Genomic DNA, 18,147 nt, shown 5'->3' with positions numbered 1-18,147 from the left:
CCCAATCCTTCATTCGTTGGTATGCGCCTGCATGAAAACAGGGCGCAAAAATTCTCATTCCGGCATTGCGAATTCAACGCGCAGCCAGCTTCCGATCCGCTCTTTGACAGGAGGTGTCACCCGGAGATGTCTTTCCTGTATCTTGTGGTGATGGTGGCTGCAAACACTAAATATAGTATTAACAGCTTATTGCCGCCAGTCCCCGCATGTATTTTTTCGGCAGCTCGAGATCGACACAAAAACCCTCACGGCGGGCCACCTGCACAGGTGAATCGCGTTGAATCCAAATCCGATTTCGAATTGAGAACCAGTCCTCGTAACCCCGCCTGGTCCAGTCGCCGCCGCAACGTCGTCCATTAACTTTGAAAGACCCGATTCCGTCAAGGGGTGGTTTGTAATGGATTGCTAACCACAATATCTTGTGGGCTCGCCTGTGGAAACTGGGGAAATGCCAGTAGGCTAAGAGATTCAAGAGCTTGAGGAGGGATGCTCGCCCTTCGCGCGACCGTTGGTGCAGCAAGTATCATCACCGGCGGTGTCGAAAGCGACAAAATTGTGACCGTGACCTCGATGCCATTGGCAGCGCCGCAAATTCATGCCGTGGCGCATCATGATTCGCGCGGAAAGCCTTGAATCTCACGCTTTCTCGCCTTTGTGATGCCCACTAAATCTAGTGGGCGCCGTAGCGCCCACCTCTATTACCACTATTCGAATCGCATTTCGCGACGGCGCGTGAATCGTGACTGATTCGCGTGCCGGCAGCGGGAGATCAGCCGCGATGGCCCTTGGCGATTGGCTCCTGATAGGTGAAGCCCATGTCCCAGGGGAAGTAGATCCAGGTGTCCTGGCTAACCTCGGTGATGAAGGTGTCGATCGTGGGAACGCCGGTCGGCTTGGCGTAGACGCAGGCGAAATGCGCCTTGGGCAGCATGGCGCGGACTTCGAGAGCCGTCTTGCCGGTATCGGTGAGATCGTCGATGACAAGGACGCCTTCGCCGCCATTGACCGATAGTTCCGGTGCGATGCCCTTGAGCAGGTTCATTTCGCCCTGGCTGGAATAATCGTGATAGGAAGCGACACACACCGTCTCGATCAGCCGGATATTGAGCTCGCGAGAGATGATGGCCGCCGGCACGAGGCCGCCGCGGGTGATGCAGACGATTGCCTTGAATTCACGGTTCAGGCCGGCAAGCCGCCAGGCAAGCGCGCGCGCATCGCGATGGAACTGATCCCAGGATACGGGAAAGGCTTTATCGGGCAGGGACATGGCAGAAAGCTCCGGGGCATGGAATAACGACGCACCGGCAGCGCCGGTGACCCTGAGCAGACCCCGCGGCGGGCGCGGACCAAGAACCAAATCCGGAACGCGATTCGCTTGCTATCTGCCTGAACGGGATCTTATCCGGGAAAGCCTGGGCTTTTCGGGATCATGCCCCTTCGACCGCGCGAACGGTTCCCTGGCGGGAATTCTGTCATCGGTCGCTGCTTTCTGCTGGATTTACGGGCAAAAGGCAATAGCCGCGAAGCGGCCAACCGATGCACATTTGCACCGGTTGACACAGGATTTGAGCTTTCAGCCGCTCAGCGGGCCAGCAGCGTCATTGCTGTCATCGATTGCAGCAGAGTGCGCGTCGTGCCACCGAAGATCATCTGCCATAGCCAGGAATGCGTATAGGCGCCCATAACAAGCAGGTCGATGCTGTCATCCGCCAGGCGGTTTTCGATGACCTGCGACGGCGTCGACTTGCCGGTGCAGGCTGCCGTTTCGAACTTGGCGCGAACACCGTGGCGCGTCAGCGCCGCGGCTATCCGGACGCCGGTTTCCTTGGACGGATGCGGGTCCTTTTCCGACGTGCTGACGGAAAGGATCTCGACCGAATCCGCAGCCTTGAGGAAGGGCAGGGCGTCGAAGGTGGCGCGGGCCACTTCCTTGGAGCCGTTCCAGGCGATCAGCACGCGGCGGACGGGCTTCGGCTCCTTGAGAATATAGGGGATCAACAGGACCGGCCGGCCGCTGTCGAACAGGAAGGTTTCGACATCGACCTGGGTATCGGCATATTTCGACGGGTCCGGCTGCACGGCCACCAGCAGATCGGCACTGCGGGCACTTTCGATCAGCGGTTCGGTGCCGTAGCCGACCGTACTGGCAAAGCTGTGCCATTCATAGTCGATACCAGCGGCTTCCATTCTTGAGCGGAACACCCGTTCGATTTCGACCGCCTGATTATGGGCGACATCCTGAAGTGCCTGAACCGCAACGGGGTCCGGAATCTCCATCGGCGCCACCAGCGGCACGGTCGAGACGATTTCCGCATGAAGCCCGACGACATGGGCGCCGTGCTCCTTTGCGAGCGCCGCCGAAAACGCGGCAGCGATGCGCGTATTGTCGGGATTGTCGAGAACGGTCACTATCGTTTTGTAGGACATGAAGAGATCTCCCATGCGGAAGGGTTGGATCGGATCATGATATCAGCATTCCGCTACAAGATAATGCTCCGAATGGTCTCAGAGTTCCCTGGAACGTACACACCTTCGTTAAAGGTCAGGCCTCAGCCGACTGATTTTCCTTGGCTTTCGACTGTCGGATGGCTTCGATCATTGCGCGTACTTCCGCTGCGACACTTTCGACCAATTCCGCCGAGCGGCCCCTGACGACGATCTCGGTCGAGAAGAATTGGCCGACATAGCGCGGGTAGGAGCCGATGCTGGTTTCAGGATGCGCCTTCTGGATGAGGCCGAGCGGCGTGCCGATCTCGCCTTCGCCATAGGGGCAGGAAATCGCTGTTGATAGCACCTTTGCGCCGGTCCTTAGCGTCGGTATGACATTGTCGAGCATCGCCTGGAAAACCTGCGGCACTCCGGCCATGACGTAGACGTTGCCGATGTTGAAGCCGGGCGCAGTCGAGACCGGATTGGCGATATGCTTCGATCCCACAGGCATCCGGGCCATGCGCTGGCGAGCCTCGGTGAATTCCATCTCGCGCCGTGCGTACATTTCGCCCATGATCCGCATGGCTTCGGCATCGTGCTCGCAGGGCACGCCAAAGGCCTTGGCGACGGCATCGGCGGTGATATCGTCATGGGTCGGGCCGATGCCACCGGACGTGAAGACGTAATCATACTGGCCGCGCAAGGCATTCAGCGCCGAGACGATGGCATCTTCATCGTCGGCCACGATGCGGACTTCCTTCAGGTCGATGCCGGCCAGCAGCAGCACATCGGCAAGATGGCCGATATTCTTGTCCTTGGTCCGGCCGGAGAGCAGTTCGTCGCCGATGGCCAGCATGGCGGCTGTGACAATGATTTCGTTCGACATGAAGATATCCAGGACAATGCGCAGTCGGCGCGTTCAAAAGTGTTCGAGATAGGTAGCGCTGTTTGCAGCGATTGCAAACGCTCGTTTTCACTCGACCGCAGGTCCCGGCAAATATTGCAAATGAAATTGCGTCTACGCAGGATGAACAGTGCGTTCTGAGCGTGGGGGCTGCGCCCTTGTCGCATCGCTGATACAAGATTCCCCGACATTCAACGCGTCCAACAAACGGGAGACGTTCTTATGGCTAAGGTTCTGGTTCTCTATTATTCTTCCTACGGTCACATCGAGAAGATGGCCTATGCCGTCGCAGAAGGTGCAAAGTCCACCGGCGCCGACGTCACCGTTAAGCGCGTACCGGAACTCGTTCCGGAAGAAGTCGCCAAGGCATCCTACTTCAAGCTCGATCAGGAAGCCCCGATCGCAACCCCGGACGAACTGGCAGACTATGACGCTATCATCGTCGGCGCCGGTACGCGCTTCGGCACGGTCGCCTCGCAGATGCGCAATTTCTGGGATCAGACCGGCGGCCTGTGGTTCGGCGGCAAGCTCGTCGGCAAGGTCGGCTCGGTCTTCACCTCATCCGCAACCCAGCACGGCGGCCAGGAATCCACCATCCTCGGCTTCATTCCGACGCTTCTCCACCACGGCATGGCCGTTGTCGGCCTCCCTTATGCTTTCCAGGGCCAGATGGGCACGGAAGAAGTCAAGGGTGGCTCGCCCTACGGCGCTTCGACGATCACCAATGGCGATGGCTCCCGCCAGCCTTCCGAAATCGAGCTGGAAGCGGCAAAATATCAAGGCGCGCACGTCGCCAAGATCGCTGCCAAGCTCACGGCTTGATTTGAATCTGCATATCGATTGAGAGAGGCGCGGCGAAGGCTGCGCCTCTTTTCATTGGGATTTTGATGAAATTTGATTTTTGGTGCGGACGACGGGGGTCGAACCCGTACAGCCAAAGGCCGAGGGATTTTAAGTCCCTTGCGTCTACCAGTTTCGCCACGTCCGCGCGCCTTTCCCCATCAAGCACTTGAGCGATTCAGTCAAGGATTGTTTTGCAGGAGGGAGCCGATCGGCGTCAGCCTGACATGCTCGGCTCAGCGACCCTTGAGAACGCTGACAAGCGCCGGTGTCACCTTCTTCTGTTGGAACATGGCCTTAAAATCGGCATAGCTGATCTTTCCCGATACCACACCGTTCATCAGTCGCTGACAAAAGAGCCGCTTTGCGTCGCTTCTTTGAGATTTGACGTAGAAAGCGATTTCATCCAGCGTTTCCGGTGGCAGGCGCTGCGACATGCACTTGTCGATGACCTGCGCTCGTGCCGTCGGGCTTTCCTTCATAATGGGGATGTTCTTCTCGAAGCTTTTTTCCTGCGAGGCGCAGGAAGCAAGCACCGCAAGAGTGAAAGCGATTATAGCTGGGCGCATAAGGCGCATGACGATGTTCTCCCCTTGAACAAAACTGGGATAAACATCTTTTGCGCGATTCTCAATCTTATGTGCAAGTATAAGTTAATGCCAGCATGGATAAGCGAAGCCCGCCGTAGCCGACGATCGGATTTAAGGCGGGCCTCTAACCATCATCATGATGGCTGTGTCATATTGGACGCAGGGGGAGCTTGGCTGTCAATTCACAGATTTAGGGGTTTCGACAGTCAGGGGCATAAATGGTTAATGACTTGTTCGGTGCGGCCAATCTTGCCATTGCAGGACCGAAAGCGCGATAAAGAGGCTTTCTTTGCTCATCTTTCCTGTGTCATAGCGGGGGTGATTGAAGAAGGACGGACAAGCCGTGGACAACCAGACTGTTCTCGAAGCCACAGAGGCCATGCGTGGCCTCTTTCCCGCAACGCCGCTGCAGCTGAACGAGCATCTTTCCGCGCGCTATGGCGCCGACATCTGGCTGAAGCGTGAGGATCTCACACCGGTTCGCTCTTATAAGATCCGCGGCGCCTTCAATTTCTTTCGCAAGGTGATTGCCGAGGGTGGTACGGGAAAGACCTTCGTCTGCGCATCCGCCGGCAATCACGCCCAGGGCTTCGCCTTCGTCTGCCGCCATTTCGGTGTGCCCGGCGTGGTCTACATGCCCGTGACGACACCGCAGCAGAAGATCGACAAGACCCGTATCTTCGGCGGTGAGTTCATCACCATCAAGCTCTTCGGCGATTTCTTCGATCAATGCTATCAGGCCGCGCGCGATCACGTCGAGAGCATCGACGGCGTCATGGTGCCTCCCTTCGATCATGCCGATATCATCGAGGGACAGGCGACGGTCGCTGCCGAGATCGCCGAGCAGCTGCCTGATGGCGTTATCCCCGATCACGTCCTTCTTCCCGTCGGCGGTGGTGGCCTAGCTGCCGGGATTACCGGCTATTTTGCCGATAAGCTCCCGCGTGATGCATTCACCTTCGCCGAGCCGGCCGGAGCGCCGAGCCTGCGCCGCAGCATCGAGGCGGGGCAAGTGGTCACGCTCGCCAAGGTCGACAATTTCGTCGATGGCGCTGCCGTCGGTCGTATCGGCGAGCTGAATTTCGCGGCCCTGAAGGACTTTGCGGCCGAGCAGGTGAAGCTCATCGAGGAGAACGCCATCTGCGTCACCATCACCGATATGCTGAATGTGGAAGGCGTGGTGCTGGAGCCAGCCGGCGCCCTGGCGATCACGGCGCTGGAAAAGCTCGATCGCGACAGCATCCGCGGCAAGACCATCGTTGCCGTCGTCTCCGGCGGCAACTTCGATTTCGAGCGCCTGCCTGATGTCAAGGAGCGTGCCATGCGCTATGCGGGCTTGAAGAAATACTTCATCCTGCGTCTGGCGCAGCGTCCCGGCGCGCTTCGCGATTTCCTCAACATGCTCGGCCCGGAAGACGACATCGCCCGCTTCGAATATCTGAAGAAGAGCGCCCGCAATTTCGGCTCCATCCTGATCGGCATCGAGACGAAAAATCCGGATAATTTCAAGCAGCTTATCGCCAATTTTGAAAGTTCCGGCATGGGCTACGAGGACATCACCGAAAACGAGATCCTGGCAAACCTGATCATTTGACTTTGCGACCTTGCAACCTTCATGCTAAAGGCGATCCATGGCTTCGTTCTTTTCAAATATCCTTTCGATTTTCACCGGTGGCGCATCGCAGGCTGGCACTGAAAAATCCGGCGGCTCGACTGTTAGCGTCGAACCTCAGGTACATGCCGGCTGCACGATCTATGCGACGCCGCAGCGCGAGGGCAATCAGTTCCGCCTCATGGGCCGGATTGAGAAGGATGTAAATGGTGAGATCCTGGTGCGCAATTTCATCCGCGCCGATGTCTTCACCTCGTCTGATGATGCCGTGGAATCGACCTTCCGCAAGGGCCAGCAGATCATCGACCAGAATGGCGCCGGCCTCTTCGGCGACGGCGAAAAGGTTCGCCAGGTCTGAAGCAGCCAAACTCCTTTAACATGCATCAGACGCAAGGCCGCCTCTGCATCTGCTTTGGCGGCCCATAACACTCATTGAAAATTGATGGCTGATAATTCGCAGGCTTCAAGCCGTGCGGAAGAGCTTCGCGCCGGACGGGGCGTTGATCGCGCCGCCGTCGACCGTGATCTCGATGGCCGTCACGTTGGCGGAATCGTCGGAGGCGAAATAGAGTGCAGCTTTCGCGATTTCGTCGGCTTCACTCATGCGGCCGAGCGGGCTGAGGCTGCCAAATCGGGCCTGCAGCGCATCCAGCGCCTCCGGCGTGCTGGCGCGCGGTTCCCAGATCGGCGTCTTGGTGGCGCCGGGCGTCACCTGATTGACGCGGATGCCGCGGGGCGCAAGCTCGGAAGCAAGATTGCGTGTCATGGCGCGAACGGCGCCCTTGGTGCCGGCATAGGCCGAAGCGCCGGGAATGCCGAGAACGGCATGGACGGAGCCGTTCAGGATGACGGAGCCGCCGTCGTTCAGATATGGCAAGGCGGCCTGCACGGTAAAGAAGACGCCGGTAAAATTGACGCGAACGATGGTTTCAAACTGCTCAAGCGTGGTTTTGCCGAGCGGCGTATCCCCGGCAATGCCGGCATTGGCAAAGACCACATCAAATTTCCCAAGTTTCTCCGCAGCCTCGGCAAAAGCCTTTTCCATGGCCGGGATATCGGTGGTGTCGGCCTGCAACGCCAGCACATCGCCGCCGAGTTGCTCGGCCGCCGCAGCCAGTGTCTTGGCGTTGCGGCCCGTTATGGCGACCTTGGCGCCTTCGGCGAGGAAGAGGCGGGCGGTGGCAAGGCCAATACCGCTATTTCCACCGGTGATGACGGCAACCTTGTTCTTGAGACGCATGTTCGTAGCTCCTGTTGGCTTTTGTCACGATCTGGATTATGATCGTTCTCTATAAGGATTATGATCGTAATCCATTTTGTCAAGCCGGGCACGAAAGGATTTTCGATGGGCCGCTCACAATTGGAAAAGCAGAAGACGCACGAACGCATCGTGACGCTCGCTGCCAAGCGTTTGCGTGAGAAGGGATTGGAAGGGATCGGCGTTGCCGACCTCATGAAGGAGGCGGGGCTTACAGTCGGCGGCTTCTATAAGCATTTCGCCTCTCGCGACGAATTGGTCGCGGAAGCCGTGGAATCGGCGATCGGGTCGTGGCGGCGACAGCAGGAGGAAAAGGGGATCGATCCCGCAAGCATCTCGCTCAACGAGTATGTCGATACCTATCTCAGCGAACGTCACCGCGATCATTGCGGCGAGGGCTGTGCCTATGCGGCGCTGACGGCGGATATGGCGCGCAGCAGCGATATGGTCCGGGCCGTTGCGACGGAAGGCCTGCGACGGAATTTCGATGCGATGACGGCGCGCATGCCGAAACCGGAGACAGCCGAAGCAAGACGCAAAGCGATCATCGCCTCCTGCATGATGACCGGCGCGCTCGGCCTTGCGCGCGTGGCGGATGACGAGGCTCTTTCGACCGAAATTCTGGAGACCGTAAAGCGGTTCGTAAAGGCGCTGCCGCAGGCGGAATAGCAAAGCGGCCGGTTGAAGCCGGCCGCCTGTCATCATCAAAAAAATGCAGTCGCTTAAGCGGCGAGAGCCAGCTCCGACGCGCGGGCCTGGGCGGCACCGACGGCCTTTTCGGCAGCTTCCGGACCAAAAGCAACGCCTTCGATGTAAACGGTCTCGACATCGGTGATGCCAATGAAGCCGAGAACCGACTTCAGGTAGGGAACGGCATGGTTCAGCGGGGCAGCCGGGCCTTCGGAGTAGACGCCGCCGGAAGCGAGCACGATATAGGCCTTCTTACCGGTCGCCAGACCCTTCGGGCCGGTTTCCGTGTAGGTGAAGGTGCGGCCGGCGCGAGCGATGTTGTCGATCCAGGTCTTCAGCGAGGAATAGATATTGAAGTTGATGAGGCCGGTGCCGATAACAAGCGTGTCGGCTGCCAGCAGCTCGTCGACGAGTGCGTCGGAAACCTTGACCAGTTCCTGCTGCTCGGGCGTGCGGGCGTCGGCCGGCGTGCGGATGGCGGCGGTGAAGGGGCCATCGATATGCGGCAGGTTGTCGGCAGCGAGGTCGCGCTTGACGAGCGTCTTGCCCGGATTGTTGGCCTTGATCTTCTCGGCCAGTTCGGTGGCGATCTTCGTGGAGAGCGAGTCCGGACGCGGGCTGGAGGTCAGAAGCAGAATGGAGGACATATCCGTTTTCCTTTTCAATGAGTTGCTAAATCGGCTGGGAGAGTCCGATCACGTTCGCCTCCATAAATAAGTCGTCAGTGCTATCGAGAAAAACTGTGATAATATGGATCGGAATTATCGATAGAATGGATGGCAGATGCTCCCCAATCCCACCCTCGACCAATTGCAGGTCTTTCTGACCGTCGCCGAGTCAGGCAGCTTCTCGGCCGCTTCACGAATGCTGAACCGCGCACAGTCGGTCATCAGCTACACGATTGCCAATCTGGAGGCTCAGCTCGAAATGCCGCTGTTCGAGCGCTCCGGCTCGCGCCAGCCGAAGCTCACGGATGCGGGCAGAGTAATGCTGGAGGATGCGCGCCGCATTCTTTCCGATCTGCAGGTGATGCGCGCACGCGTGAAGGGCCTGAAGAGCGGCCTTGAGGCGGAGGTGGCTGTTGCCATCAGCGTCATGGTGCCGGTGCATGCCACGGTCGATGTGCTGCGGGAATTTCGCGATCGCTTCCCTTATGTTTCCCTGCGCCTCGACACCGGCGAACTTGGTTCGATGCTGGAGCTGGTTGCCAGCGGCAAGTCTACGATCGGTATCGGCGGCTCGGTGTTGAAGCAGGATGATGCCCTGGTTATCGAGCGCATCGGACATTCCTTCATGATGCCGGTTGCCGCTCCGACGCATCCGCTCGCTTTGCTGGGACGGCCGCTGACGCTTGCCGACGTGCGCGAAGAAGTGCAACTGGTTGTCACCGACGCGTCAAATCTCACCAATGGCAAGGATTTCAACGTCCTGTCCTACAAGATCTGGCATCTCAGCGATATCGCCACGAAGCATCAGCTGATCCGCGGTGGTTTGGGATGGGGCGGCCTGCCGGCCTCGTTCATCATGGAGGACCTGCAGAAGGGACGGCTGGTGCCTTTGGCTCTCGATGCCTACGACCAGAGTGAATATCCGCTCTATGCCATCCGTAAGGTGGACAATCCCCCTGGCCCTGCGGCTGCCTGGATGATCGAAGCTTTCCGTGATCGTCTGTCGCGATGCCCGAATCAGGAGGACTTCAAGTCTGCTGTCGAGATGTTCCATCCGGGAGACAAGCGTCTGGCGGCGGAGTGAAAAAGTCCTCTCCCCAAATGAGAGGAGAGGACGATAGCATTCGTGCTTACAGCACTAGCCGGTAGTTGCGGAAGCCGTCGGCACCTTCGCCGGCGTCTTCGATCTTGACGCTCTTGACCTGATCGAGAAAATCCTTTGCCTTCGGCGAGCTCTGGAACCGCACGGTCGTGTCCGCCAGCGGCTTGAAGGTCCAGTTGCCGTCGGCGGTCGGGTTGATCGTGCCCTGCTCGTGGACATAGCGCACGATGACGTCACGGTTGGTGTCCGGCGCCTGGTAGACGACCTTGTCCGCCGCGATTTCCGGGAAGTTGCCCCCGCCGCCGGCGCGGTAGTTGTTGGTGACGACCAAGAACTTCTGTGCGGGGTCGATCGGCTTTCCATCGAACTGCAGGTTCTGGATGCGGTTTGCATCGGCATTCAGAACCTTGCCGTCATCGCCGAAGCGGCGCGGCTGCGAGACATCGATCTGGTAGGTCACGCCGTCGATGACGTCGAAGTTGTAGGACGGGAAGCTGCTGTTGATCAGGTCCGCATCCTTGGCACCCGGCTGAACCTGGTTGAACATCGCGGCCGACATTTCCAGCCAATTCTTGACCTGCGCGCCATTGATGACAACGGCCTGGACGGTGTTCGGATAAAGGTAGAGATCGGCGACGTTCTTGATGGCGATATTGCCCGCGGGAACGTCCGTATAATAGTCGGCGCCGTTGCGCCCGCCGCATTTGAAGGGCGCTGCAGCCGACAGAACCGGAAGGTCCTTGTACTGCGTCTCCTTCAGTATGTTCTTGATGTACCAGATCTGCGCCTGGCTGACGATCTGCACAGAGGGATCGTCGGCGACCAGCGCGAAGTAGGAATAGAGCGGCGCAGAGGTCTTGCCGACGGGCGTGCGGACATAGGTCAGCGTCGCCTCATGCTCGGCCTTGGCGGCTTCGACGACTTCCTTCTTGTCGGTGACGTCAGCGATGACCTTCTTCTTGTCGTCGCGATGGTAGATCGGGCGTGCTTCGGAGGTGAAGTCGACGATCCTCCAGCTCTTGCCATCCTTTTCGAGCAGCAGGTCGATGAGGCCGAGATGCGAGCCCCAGAAGCCGGCCATGACGGCAGGCTTGCCGTGCAGCGTTCCCTTGACCGGATCGGCGTCCTTGATGCCATCCCAGGTCTTTGGGCCGGGGAAGACAAGATGCTGGTGGCCAGTGAAGACGGCATCGATGCCGTCGACCGCAGCGACGTAAAGCGAAGCGTTTTCCATCTTCTCGCTCGGGCCGCTGCCGTCGATGCCGGAATGGGAGAGGGCGATGATGATATCGGCGCCTTCGGCCTTCATGACCGGAACCCAGGCCTTGGCGGCTTCGACGATATCGCGCGTCTGCGCCCTGCCTTCGAGATTCTTGATGTCCCAAAGCATGATCTGCGGCGGCACGAAGCCGATGAAGCCGATCTTGATCGGGCTTTCATTGCCGGCGCCGTCTTTGATCTTCTTTTCAAGGATCAGATAGGGCTTGAAGAACAGGTCGTCCTTGGTGGGATCGGAGGCGAGCTTGCCCTTGGTCAGGTTGGCGCAGACGAACGGGAAATTCGCGCCGGCCAGCACCTTGAACATGAAATCGAGGCCATAGTTGAATTCGTGGTTGCCGAGCGTGCCCACAGAGTAGCCGAGCGTGTTCATCGCCTTGATGACCGGATGGACGTCGCCATCCTTCATGCCGTGCTGATAGGCCATGTAATCGCCCATCGGATTGCCTTGCAGCACGTCACCATTGTCTATCAGGAGCGAGTTTGTGGCCTCGGCGCGGATATTGTCGATGATCGTTGCGGTACGCGTCAGGCCCATCGTGTCGTTCGGCTTGTCGGCATAGTAGTCATAGGGGAAGACGTTGACGTGAATGTCGGTCGTTTCCATGAGGCGCAGATGCGCCTGATTGCTCGCAGCGCGGGCTGCGAAAGGATGCAGCACGATCAGCGCCGCCGTGGCGCTGAGGCCTTGCAGCAGGGAACGGCGCGACATGCTGGGCAAATCCAGAATGGAAGACATAAGGCACTCCTTCAACGATGGGGCTATGGTCCGTCGATCATCTCTCGGGCGAGCGAGATTAGGACGATTTTTGAAGGTGTGCACCAGGAATGTGACAGGCTTATTGTGGATCGTAGCCGGCTTGCGCCGACATTCGATCAGCGCTTGAGAACCGGCTTTATGTCCTTGTGGAAAAAGCGGAAATAGGAGGCGACCTTAGCCGAGGCATTGGACGAGCGATCGAACTCGATGCCGATGCGGCCGTTGTGAGCCCAGCGCACGAAACCATCCAGTAGGCCGATATCGTCGCACTCGACGCGAACCTTGCTGCCCGCCGCTGCATAGAGCGGCGCCTGCAGATCGAGCGCGATGCCGCTTGTCGAAATATCGACGACGCGGCCGGCGACAAGCTTGGTGAAGTAGCGAACCTGCCCCATGAGCCGCGCGTGATGGCGCGGCGAGCCGCGTGTCTTTATTTTCAGATTGCCCTGAACGGGAGATTTCGAAGAGAACTGCATGATGTTATCCCGGCTCATCCGTCTTTTTCTCGATTTGGATATCAGATGTGCCTTGCGGGATGTTTAGCATAATCGCTAAAATTGTAGCCGGGCGTCCCGAATCGGTACCGTATCGAGATGGCCGCTGCGATCGGCCATGTGACTATGAGAGGTGCGGGATATGCGTATCGTTTCTTTGAATGCATGGGGCGGGCGGCTGCATGAGCCATTGATACCCTATCTCGTCGATGTCGAGGCGGATGTTCTGTGCCTGCAGGAAGTGGTCCGCACACACAACGCACAATCCGAATGGCTGGTTTATCGCGATCACGGAATCGAGCTTCCGCAGCGTGCCAATCTTTTCGAGGAGCTGAAAGCTGCTTTGCCGGCTTATGATGCCTTCTTCCTCCCCGTCGCGCGAGGCGATCTCTTCGACGGTGACACGCGATTGGACTCTGAATTCGGAATGGCAACCTTCGTGCGCAGAACCTATCCGATCATCGGCCAGGGAGCCGGTTTCGTTCACGGCGAATTTTCTGCTGATGGCTATGGACCGCATCCGCGCTCCCGCAATGCCCATTGCATCCGCCTTTTCCACTATGAGCGCGGCTATCCCGTCACCATTGCTCATATGCATGGCCTTCGGGATCTGGAAGGCAAGGGCGATACGCCGGCCCGGCGCCATCAGGCGCAAGCGCTGGTTGAGATCATTCGCCAGGTTCGGCAAGAGGGCGATCGGCTGGTGGTTTGCGGTGACTTCAACGTGCTGCCGGATAGCGAGACCTTCGAGATCCTCGGCAGCCTGGGGCTTGTCGATCTCGTCACTTCACGGGGACATGACGACACGCGCACCTCGCATTATAAGAAGCAGCCGCGTTTTGCCGACTACATGCTCGTGACATCGAATGTCGAGGTCATCCGTTTCGATCCTGTCGCGGAGCCAGAGGTGTCCGATCATCGCGCATTGCTGCTGGATATGTGCTGACGAAGATCACAAGCCGACATTCGGCCGGTCGATGATCTCGCGCAGTGCAAAGCTGGAATTGATCTTCACGACATGGGGCAGGGCGGAGAGCCAGTCGCGATGGATGCGCTCATAGTCTTCGAGGTCCCGCGCGGCGACCCGGAGTATGTAGTCGTATTCCCCCGACATGAGGTAGCAGGAGAGCACGTTGGGGCAGCGCTTCACCGCCGTTTCGAATTCCGAAAGCGTCTTAGCGAACTGACCGGATAGCGAGATGTGCACGAAGGCGATCATCTTGTAATCAAGCGCCTTGTGCGAGAGATGCGCGTGATAGCCGTCGATGACGCCGCTCTTTTCCAGGATGTCGAGCCGGCGTGAACAGGCGGAGGGGGAAAGACCGACCTTCTCGGCCAGTTCCGCATTGGTGATCCTGGCATTCTGCTGCAGCATCCGCAGAATCGAATGATCGATGGCATCGAGGTCGGACATTCGAAGATCTTTCGAAGAAATTCCTATTTGCGCAATAAATCACGAAAAATGACTGCAGCGCAAATCGTCTTTGCAAGGACATTGCGGGACGGTGGTGGTCTGATTTCACTTGGAGAAAATGAAAGACGCAAAAGCATTCGAGGAGGAATGAAATGCGCGTTGGCTGCCCCAAGGAAATCAAGAACCACGAGTACCGCGTCGGGCTGACGCCGGCATCCGTTCGCGAATATGTCGCCCATGGCCACGAAGTCTGGGTCGAGACAAAGGCCGGTGCCGGCATCGGTGCCGATGACCACGCCTATGCGGCTGCCGGCGCCAAGATCGCCGCAAGCGCCAAGGATATTTTCGAGAAGTGCGACATGATCGTGAAGGTCAAGGAGCCGCAGCCCTCGGAATGGGCACAGCTCCGCGAAGGCCAGCTTCTTTACACCTATCTGCATCTGGCCCCTGATCCGGAACAGACCAAGGGCTTGCTCGCCTCGGGCGTGACCGCTGTTGCTTACGAGACCGTGACCGACGAGCGCGGCGGCCTGCCGCTGCTGGCGCCGATGTCCGAAGTCGCCGGCCGCCTGTCGATCCAGGCGGGTGCAACCGCTCTGCAGAAGGCCAATGGCGGCCTCGGTATCCTGCTCGGCGGCGTGCCCGGCGTGCTGCCGGCGAAGGTGGCGATCATCGGCGGCGGCGTCGTCGGCCTGCATGCGGCCAAGATGGCAGCCGGCCTCGGTGCCGACGTCAGCATCCTCGATCGCTCGCTGCCGCGCCTGCGTCAGCTCGACGACATCTTCAACGGCCGCGTCCATACACGCTATTCCAGCATCCAGGCTCTGGAGGAAGAGGTCTTTTCCGCCGATCTTGTCATCGGTGCTGTGTTGATCCCCGGTGCCGCCGCGCCGAAGCTGGTGACGCGCGAAATGCTGTCGGGCATGAAAAAGGGCTCGGTCATCGTCGATGTCGCTATCGACCAGGGCGGCTGTTTCGAAACCTCGCATGCGACGACGCATTCCGATCCGACCTACGTGGTGGAAGGCGTCGTGCACTACTGCGTCGCCAACATGCCGGGCGCGGTTCCCGTCACCTCGGCCCATGCGCTCAACAACGCCACGATCTATCACGGTCTCGCCTTGGCCGATCGTGGCCTGCGCGCCATCGCGGAAGACAAGCACCTCCGCAATGGCCTCAATGTCCACAAGGGCCGCATCACCAACCGGCCAGTGGCCGAGGCGCTCGGCTATGAAGCCGTTGCACCCGAAAGCATTCTGAACGTCGCGTAAAGCCCAACGCGTGCACGTCAGATGGAGGCGCCGGCATCCGCGTATGCCGGCGCTCCCATTTTATCGATCCGGCACTGGTAGCAATTGTTGCGGGCCGAGCGGACATGGACATAGGCTATGTCGGGCCGCTCAAGCAGCGAAGCTGCATAGGCTGGGATATCGCCGGTCGGCGTCACAGCACCGCTCCCATAGACGATGCGGTCGTTCTTGCCATAACCACGCACGATGAAATCCTTGCTGGTCGTCAGCACCGGCGGCAGGATTTCTTCTGCTTCGTAGCGCTGACATGGCGTCTTGTGCAGGAAGATAGGTCCCGTCTCCGCATAGGGCTGCAATTCCGGGAAGGGGCGATAGGCGAAGACGAGCAGCTCCTCGCCGGCATCGATATTGCGCAGGCAGTGGCGGCAGGGATGGCCGGGACCATCGGAAATCATGGTCTCCGGCCGGTGACCATAGGCATCGACGCCGCCGTTCCACAGAACTTCGGCATCGGAGGTGGGCATGGCTGCAAAGGCGATGGAAGGCATGGCAAAGCTCCTTTCGAGACTTGCCATGTGATGCGCCCGAACAAGAAGCGAAACCACCCGATTCCTGCCGAAAGCTAACCCTTAGCTCTTCTTGGCGAGCTCAAGCAGTTCCTTGTCACTCAGCGGCCGGACGATGCCTTCGCCGGTCGAAATCGGTGAGAAGCCGAACATCTGATAGAGCTGCAGCGCCCTGGGATGATCGAGATTGTTCGTGGTCGTGATGATCCGTTGCGGGTTCAGCGTCCATATGGCGTAGAGCGACTGCAGCAGGAACCATTTGCCGATACCGAGGCCGAGTGCGTGTTCGATGAGGCCGAAATGGCTAAGCTCGATCGTCTCCTCGTCCTGCGGAAATATTCGAAGAATCCACCCGGCGCGCCATTGACGTAAAGCACGCTGATATCGTTGCGTTGGTCGTGAAGAATAGCGGTCAATTGCTCGTCGGAGAGGCGCAGACGCTCCACCCAATGCCAGCGAGCGCCCACCTGGCGATAGAGATAGCGATAGAAGGGCAGCGGAATGCCAGGCGCCCGCATGATCGCAGTCTGGATATTGACCGGCACCGGCAGGCTGGCCTTGGGCGGCGCAGTCATTTCCAGGCGCGTGATATGAACCTTGATGGAGGAGGGCGTCTTCACGATCGATACGCTCAATCTTGACCTGTGACGATGGGCGTATCCGCCCGGCTGCCCCATTCCGACCATGAGCCGTCATAGAGCTTATTGTTACCGTGGCCGAGGGATTCGAGGGCCAGCGTGATGATGGCGGCGGTAATGCCGGACCCGCAGGTCGTCACCACAGGCTTGTCGAGATCGATGCCGGCCTTCTCGATGGTTTCCCTCAATTCCGGTAGCGACTTGAACTTGCCATTCGTAGCAAAGACGCCGGATGGCAGACTTCTCGCGCCCGGCATATGGCCCGAGCGCATGCCTTCGCGCGGCTCTGGCTCGGTCGCTGCGAAACGGCCGCCACTGCGGGCATCTGCGATTTGCACGGAATGGCTGTCGACGATTTCTCGCATCTCTTCAAACGAGACGACGCGGCTGCCGTTGAACTTAGGCTTGAACGTTGCCGGCGCCAAGCTGGGCGTCGTCGTCTCCAGCGGCCGCCCTTCGGCCTTCCAACCATCCAGACCGCCGTCGAGCACGAAAACATTCGGCGCACCCATGACGATGTGGAACAGCCACCAGACGCGCGGCGAAGCAAACAGGCCCGGGCCATCATAAACCACGATCCGATCGCTCTCGCTGATGCCGAGCTTGCCGACTTCGGACGCGAAGAATTCGGGCGAGGGGACCATATGCGGCAGGTTGGTCGAATGATCCGCGATCTTGTCCTGGTCGAAGCGGACGGCGCCGGGAATATGGCCGCTGGCATATTCGGCATCGGCATCGCGCTTCTGTGCCGGCAGATAGAAGGACGCGTCGAGGATGCGCAGATCCTTGGCACCCAGCTCGGCCTGCAGCCAGTCGGCGGATACGACGAAACGGCTCTTGTCCGCTGCCATGATGATCACTCCCTGCTATGGTTTATTGGTCTTGATATCGAGATATAGGCGCTTGCCCGGTCAATTCTCGTCGGTCGGCGCGCCGAAGCGAATGCGGAAGCGGCGGTTTTCCTTGCCCTTCTTCTCGATCTTGGCGATGTGGATCGCGCCGACCTCCTGCGTTTCCGACACATGTGTGCCGCCGCAAGGCTGGCTGTCGATGGCCGAATCCTCGCCGATACAGACAAGGCTGACACGACCGAGGCCCATTGGCGGGCGCACATTCTTGGATTTGACGATACCGGGATTGGCAATCAATTCTTCATCCGTGATCCAGCGGACGAAAACCGGATGGTTTTCGTTGACGAGCGCCATCAATTTCGCCGTTACTTCATCCTTGTCGATCGTCTCGCTCATGTCGAAATCGACGCGGCTTTCATCTTCGCCGACTGCCGCGCCCGTGATCGGATAGGGGCAGACCACCGAAAGAAGATGGCAGGCCGTATGCATGCGCATCAGCTTGTAGCGCCGCGCCCAGTCGATGTGCAGCACCAGCTTCTCGCCCACGATGGGCAATGGCTGGCCCTCGAGTGGAACATGGATGATGATGTCCTTGATCGGCCCATGCTTCGTTTGACCGAGCATGATCCTAGAGCCGTCGCCGCGCTCCAGGAAACCTGTATCACCCGGCTGGCCGCCTGAGGTTGCGTAAAAGCAGGTCTGATCGAGCTCGATGCCCCCATCTTCGTGGATCGCGGTGACGACGGCTTCCGCAGTCGAGAGATAGAAATCGTCACGATAAAGGGCATGGACGGTCATATGA

Annotated in this window: 19 protein-coding genes, 1 tRNA gene and 1 pseudogene; 7 read left to right on the top strand and 14 right to left on the bottom strand. The window is 59.0% G+C overall.

The window, feature by feature from the left end:
* Nucleotides 1-769: 769 nt before the first annotated feature.
* The 3 genes from gpt to AC13QY_RS23495 all read right to left on the bottom strand — a co-directional run bounded on the left by gpt (nt 770) and on the right by AC13QY_RS23495 (nt 3,316).
* A complete protein-coding gene (gene gpt, locus AC13QY_RS23505) occupies nt 770-1,267 on the bottom strand; it encodes a xanthine phosphoribosyltransferase (RefSeq protein WP_069611931.1) in 498 nt (165 codons plus the stop codon).
* Between the two features lie 314 nt (nt 1,268-1,581).
* Nucleotides 1,582-2,427 carry a universal stress protein gene (locus AC13QY_RS23500; protein ID WP_488493955.1) on the bottom strand — a complete coding sequence of 282 codons (846 nt, stop codon included), beginning with the start codon at nt 2,425-2,427 and terminating at the stop codon, nt 1,582-1,584.
* Between the two features lie 115 nt (nt 2,428-2,542).
* Complete coding sequence (locus AC13QY_RS23495) at nt 2,543-3,316, bottom strand: competence/damage-inducible protein A (protein ID WP_113352648.1); 774 nt, start codon at nt 3,314-3,316, stop codon at nt 2,543-2,545.
* A 240-nt stretch (nt 3,317-3,556) separates the two neighbouring features.
* Between AC13QY_RS23495 and wrbA the strand changes: the two genes are divergently transcribed.
* Nucleotides 3,557-4,156 carry an NAD(P)H:quinone oxidoreductase type IV gene (gene wrbA / locus AC13QY_RS23490; RefSeq protein ID WP_113333517.1) on the top strand — a complete coding sequence of 200 codons (600 nt, stop codon included), beginning with the start codon at nt 3,557-3,559 and terminating at the stop codon, nt 4,154-4,156.
* A gap of 80 nt (nt 4,157-4,236) precedes the next feature.
* On the opposite strand, the gene AC13QY_RS23485 is transcribed toward wrbA, so the two are convergent.
* Together AC13QY_RS23485 and AC13QY_RS23480 are read right to left on the bottom strand one after the other, a co-directional pair.
* Nucleotides 4,237-4,322: transfer RNA gene (locus tag AC13QY_RS23485), tRNA-Leu, on the bottom strand.
* Between the two features lie 88 nt (nt 4,323-4,410).
* Nucleotides 4,411-4,752, bottom strand: a complete 342-nt coding sequence (locus AC13QY_RS23480) for a hypothetical protein (RefSeq protein WP_069611935.1) — start codon at nt 4,750-4,752, stop codon at nt 4,411-4,413.
* A 391-nt stretch (nt 4,753-5,143) separates the two neighbouring features.
* Between AC13QY_RS23480 and ilvA the strand changes: the two genes are divergently transcribed.
* Both ilvA and AC13QY_RS23470 read left to right on the top strand, forming a co-directional pair.
* A complete protein-coding gene (gene ilvA, locus AC13QY_RS23475) occupies nt 5,144-6,358 on the top strand; it encodes a threonine ammonia-lyase (protein WP_233788715.1) in 1,215 nt (404 codons plus the stop codon).
* 37 nt (nt 6,359-6,395) lie between these two features.
* The gene (locus AC13QY_RS23470) at nt 6,396-6,734 is read left to right on the top strand and encodes an HlyU family transcriptional regulator (protein ID WP_015339645.1); all 339 of its coding nucleotides are present in this window, start codon (nt 6,396-6,398) and stop codon (nt 6,732-6,734) included.
* A gap of 105 nt (nt 6,735-6,839) precedes the next feature.
* Here AC13QY_RS23470 and AC13QY_RS23465 read toward each other — a convergent pair whose 3' ends face one another.
* Complete coding sequence (locus AC13QY_RS23465; protein WP_145631304.1) at nt 6,840-7,616, bottom strand: SDR family NAD(P)-dependent oxidoreductase; 777 nt, start codon at nt 7,614-7,616, stop codon at nt 6,840-6,842.
* 105 nt (nt 7,617-7,721) lie between these two features.
* Here AC13QY_RS23465 and AC13QY_RS23460 point away from each other — a divergent pair, with 105 nt between their 5' ends.
* Nucleotides 7,722-8,303, top strand: coding sequence for a TetR/AcrR family transcriptional regulator (locus AC13QY_RS23460; protein ID WP_145631302.1), 582 nt, complete (start codon nt 7,722-7,724; stop codon nt 8,301-8,303).
* A 53-nt stretch (nt 8,304-8,356) separates the two neighbouring features.
* On the opposite strand, the gene AC13QY_RS23455 is transcribed toward AC13QY_RS23460, so the two are convergent.
* Nucleotides 8,357-8,971: an FMN-dependent NADH-azoreductase gene (locus tag AC13QY_RS23455; protein ID WP_113333514.1), complete on the bottom strand. Its 615-nt coding sequence runs from the start codon at nt 8,969-8,971 to the stop codon at nt 8,357-8,359.
* A gap of 136 nt (nt 8,972-9,107) precedes the next feature.
* Between AC13QY_RS23455 and AC13QY_RS23450 the strand changes: the two genes are divergently transcribed.
* Complete coding sequence (locus tag AC13QY_RS23450; RefSeq protein WP_113333513.1) at nt 9,108-10,076, top strand: LysR family transcriptional regulator; 969 nt, start codon at nt 9,108-9,110, stop codon at nt 10,074-10,076.
* Between the two features lie 46 nt (nt 10,077-10,122).
* Here the strand turns inward: AC13QY_RS23450 and AC13QY_RS23445 are convergent, their stop codons facing one another.
* Together AC13QY_RS23445 and AC13QY_RS23440 are read right to left on the bottom strand one after the other, a co-directional pair.
* Complete coding sequence (locus AC13QY_RS23445; protein WP_145631299.1) at nt 10,123-12,111, bottom strand: bifunctional 2',3'-cyclic-nucleotide 2'-phosphodiesterase/3'-nucleotidase; 1,989 nt, start codon at nt 12,109-12,111, stop codon at nt 10,123-10,125.
* Between the two features lie 137 nt (nt 12,112-12,248).
* Nucleotides 12,249-12,608 carry a PilZ domain-containing protein gene (locus AC13QY_RS23440; RefSeq protein ID WP_145631297.1) on the bottom strand — a complete coding sequence of 120 codons (360 nt, stop codon included), beginning with the start codon at nt 12,606-12,608 and terminating at the stop codon, nt 12,249-12,251.
* A 160-nt stretch (nt 12,609-12,768) separates the two neighbouring features.
* Between AC13QY_RS23440 and AC13QY_RS23435 the strand changes: the two genes are divergently transcribed.
* On the top strand, nt 12,769-13,572 hold the full coding sequence (locus AC13QY_RS23435; RefSeq protein ID WP_145631295.1) for an endonuclease/exonuclease/phosphatase family protein: 804 nt from the start codon (nt 12,769-12,771) through the stop codon (nt 13,570-13,572).
* 6 nt (nt 13,573-13,578) lie between these two features.
* Here the strand turns inward: AC13QY_RS23435 and AC13QY_RS23430 are convergent, their stop codons facing one another.
* A complete protein-coding gene (locus AC13QY_RS23430) occupies nt 13,579-14,040 on the bottom strand; it encodes an Lrp/AsnC family transcriptional regulator (RefSeq protein WP_075852386.1) in 462 nt (153 codons plus the stop codon).
* 152 nt (nt 14,041-14,192) lie between these two features.
* Between AC13QY_RS23430 and ald the strand changes: the two genes are divergently transcribed.
* Entirely contained in the window at nt 14,193-15,311 is a 1,119-nt protein-coding gene (gene ald / locus AC13QY_RS23425; protein ID WP_113352642.1) for an alanine dehydrogenase, read from the top strand.
* A 17-nt stretch (nt 15,312-15,328) separates the two neighbouring features.
* Here the strand turns inward: ald and AC13QY_RS23420 are convergent, their stop codons facing one another.
* The 4 genes and pseudogenes from AC13QY_RS23420 to AC13QY_RS23405 form a co-directional block, all read right to left on the bottom strand.
* Entirely contained in the window at nt 15,329-15,838 is a 510-nt protein-coding gene (locus AC13QY_RS23420; protein WP_113352689.1) for a DUF1203 domain-containing protein, read from the bottom strand.
* 81 nt (nt 15,839-15,919) lie between these two features.
* A pseudogene (locus AC13QY_RS23415) lies at nt 15,920-16,479 on the bottom strand (GNAT family N-acetyltransferase).
* An 8-nt stretch (nt 16,480-16,487) separates the two neighbouring features.
* Nucleotides 16,488-17,345, bottom strand: coding sequence for a 3-mercaptopyruvate sulfurtransferase (sseA, locus tag AC13QY_RS23410; RefSeq protein ID WP_113352641.1), 858 nt, complete (start codon nt 17,343-17,345; stop codon nt 16,488-16,490).
* 60 nt (nt 17,346-17,405) lie between these two features.
* The gene (locus AC13QY_RS23405; protein WP_113352640.1) at nt 17,406-18,143 is read right to left on the bottom strand and encodes an alanyl-tRNA editing protein; all 738 of its coding nucleotides are present in this window, start codon (nt 18,141-18,143) and stop codon (nt 17,406-17,408) included.
* Nucleotides 18,144-18,147 lie beyond the last annotated feature (4 nt).

Source organism: Martinezella sp. CNPSo 3795, from assembly GCF_057784475.1.
The sequence above is the reverse complement of the archived record's forward strand: the minus strand, read 5'-3'. Positions and strand labels throughout refer to the sequence as shown.

Excerpts from the sequence above, each read along its gene's own strand:
- gpt (WP_069611931.1), bottom strand. The coding sequence starts at position 1,267 with ATGTCCCTGCCCGATAAAGCCTTTCCCGTATCCTGGGATCAGTTCCAT.
- AC13QY_RS23500 (WP_488493955.1), bottom strand. The coding sequence starts at position 2,427 with ATGTCCTACAAAACGATAGTGACCGTTCTCGACAATCCCGACAATACG.
- AC13QY_RS23495 (WP_113352648.1), bottom strand. The coding sequence starts at position 3,316 with ATGTCGAACGAAATCATTGTCACAGCCGCCATGCTGGCCATCGGCGAC.
- wrbA (WP_113333517.1), top strand. The coding sequence starts at position 3,557 with ATGGCTAAGGTTCTGGTTCTCTATTATTCTTCCTACGGTCACATCGAG.
- AC13QY_RS23480 (WP_069611935.1), bottom strand. The coding sequence starts at position 4,752 with ATGCGCCTTATGCGCCCAGCTATAATCGCTTTCACTCTTGCGGTGCTT.
- ilvA (WP_233788715.1), top strand. The coding sequence starts at position 5,144 with ATGCGTGGCCTCTTTCCCGCAACGCCGCTGCAGCTGAACGAGCATCTT.
- AC13QY_RS23470 (WP_015339645.1), top strand. The coding sequence starts at position 6,396 with ATGGCTTCGTTCTTTTCAAATATCCTTTCGATTTTCACCGGTGGCGCA.
- AC13QY_RS23465 (WP_145631304.1), bottom strand. The coding sequence starts at position 7,616 with ATGCGTCTCAAGAACAAGGTTGCCGTCATCACCGGTGGAAATAGCGGT.
- AC13QY_RS23460 (WP_145631302.1), top strand. The coding sequence starts at position 7,722 with ATGGGCCGCTCACAATTGGAAAAGCAGAAGACGCACGAACGCATCGTG.
- AC13QY_RS23455 (WP_113333514.1), bottom strand. The coding sequence starts at position 8,971 with ATGTCCTCCATTCTGCTTCTGACCTCCAGCCCGCGTCCGGACTCGCTC.
- AC13QY_RS23450 (WP_113333513.1), top strand. The coding sequence starts at position 9,108 with ATGCTCCCCAATCCCACCCTCGACCAATTGCAGGTCTTTCTGACCGTC.
- AC13QY_RS23445 (WP_145631299.1), bottom strand. The coding sequence starts at position 12,111 with ATGTCTTCCATTCTGGATTTGCCCAGCATGTCGCGCCGTTCCCTGCTG.
- AC13QY_RS23440 (WP_145631297.1), bottom strand. The coding sequence starts at position 12,608 with ATGCAGTTCTCTTCGAAATCTCCCGTTCAGGGCAATCTGAAAATAAAG.
- AC13QY_RS23435 (WP_145631295.1), top strand. The coding sequence starts at position 12,769 with ATGCGTATCGTTTCTTTGAATGCATGGGGCGGGCGGCTGCATGAGCCA.
- AC13QY_RS23430 (WP_075852386.1), bottom strand. The coding sequence starts at position 14,040 with ATGTCCGACCTCGATGCCATCGATCATTCGATTCTGCGGATGCTGCAG.
- ald (WP_113352642.1), top strand. The coding sequence starts at position 14,193 with ATGCGCGTTGGCTGCCCCAAGGAAATCAAGAACCACGAGTACCGCGTC.
- AC13QY_RS23420 (WP_113352689.1), bottom strand. The coding sequence starts at position 15,838 with ATGCCTTCCATCGCCTTTGCAGCCATGCCCACCTCCGATGCCGAAGTT.
- sseA (WP_113352641.1), bottom strand. The coding sequence starts at position 17,345 with ATGGCAGCGGACAAGAGCCGTTTCGTCGTATCCGCCGACTGGCTGCAG.
- AC13QY_RS23405 (WP_113352640.1), bottom strand. The coding sequence starts at position 18,143 with ATGACCGTCCATGCCCTTTATCGTGACGATTTCTATCTCTCGACTGCG.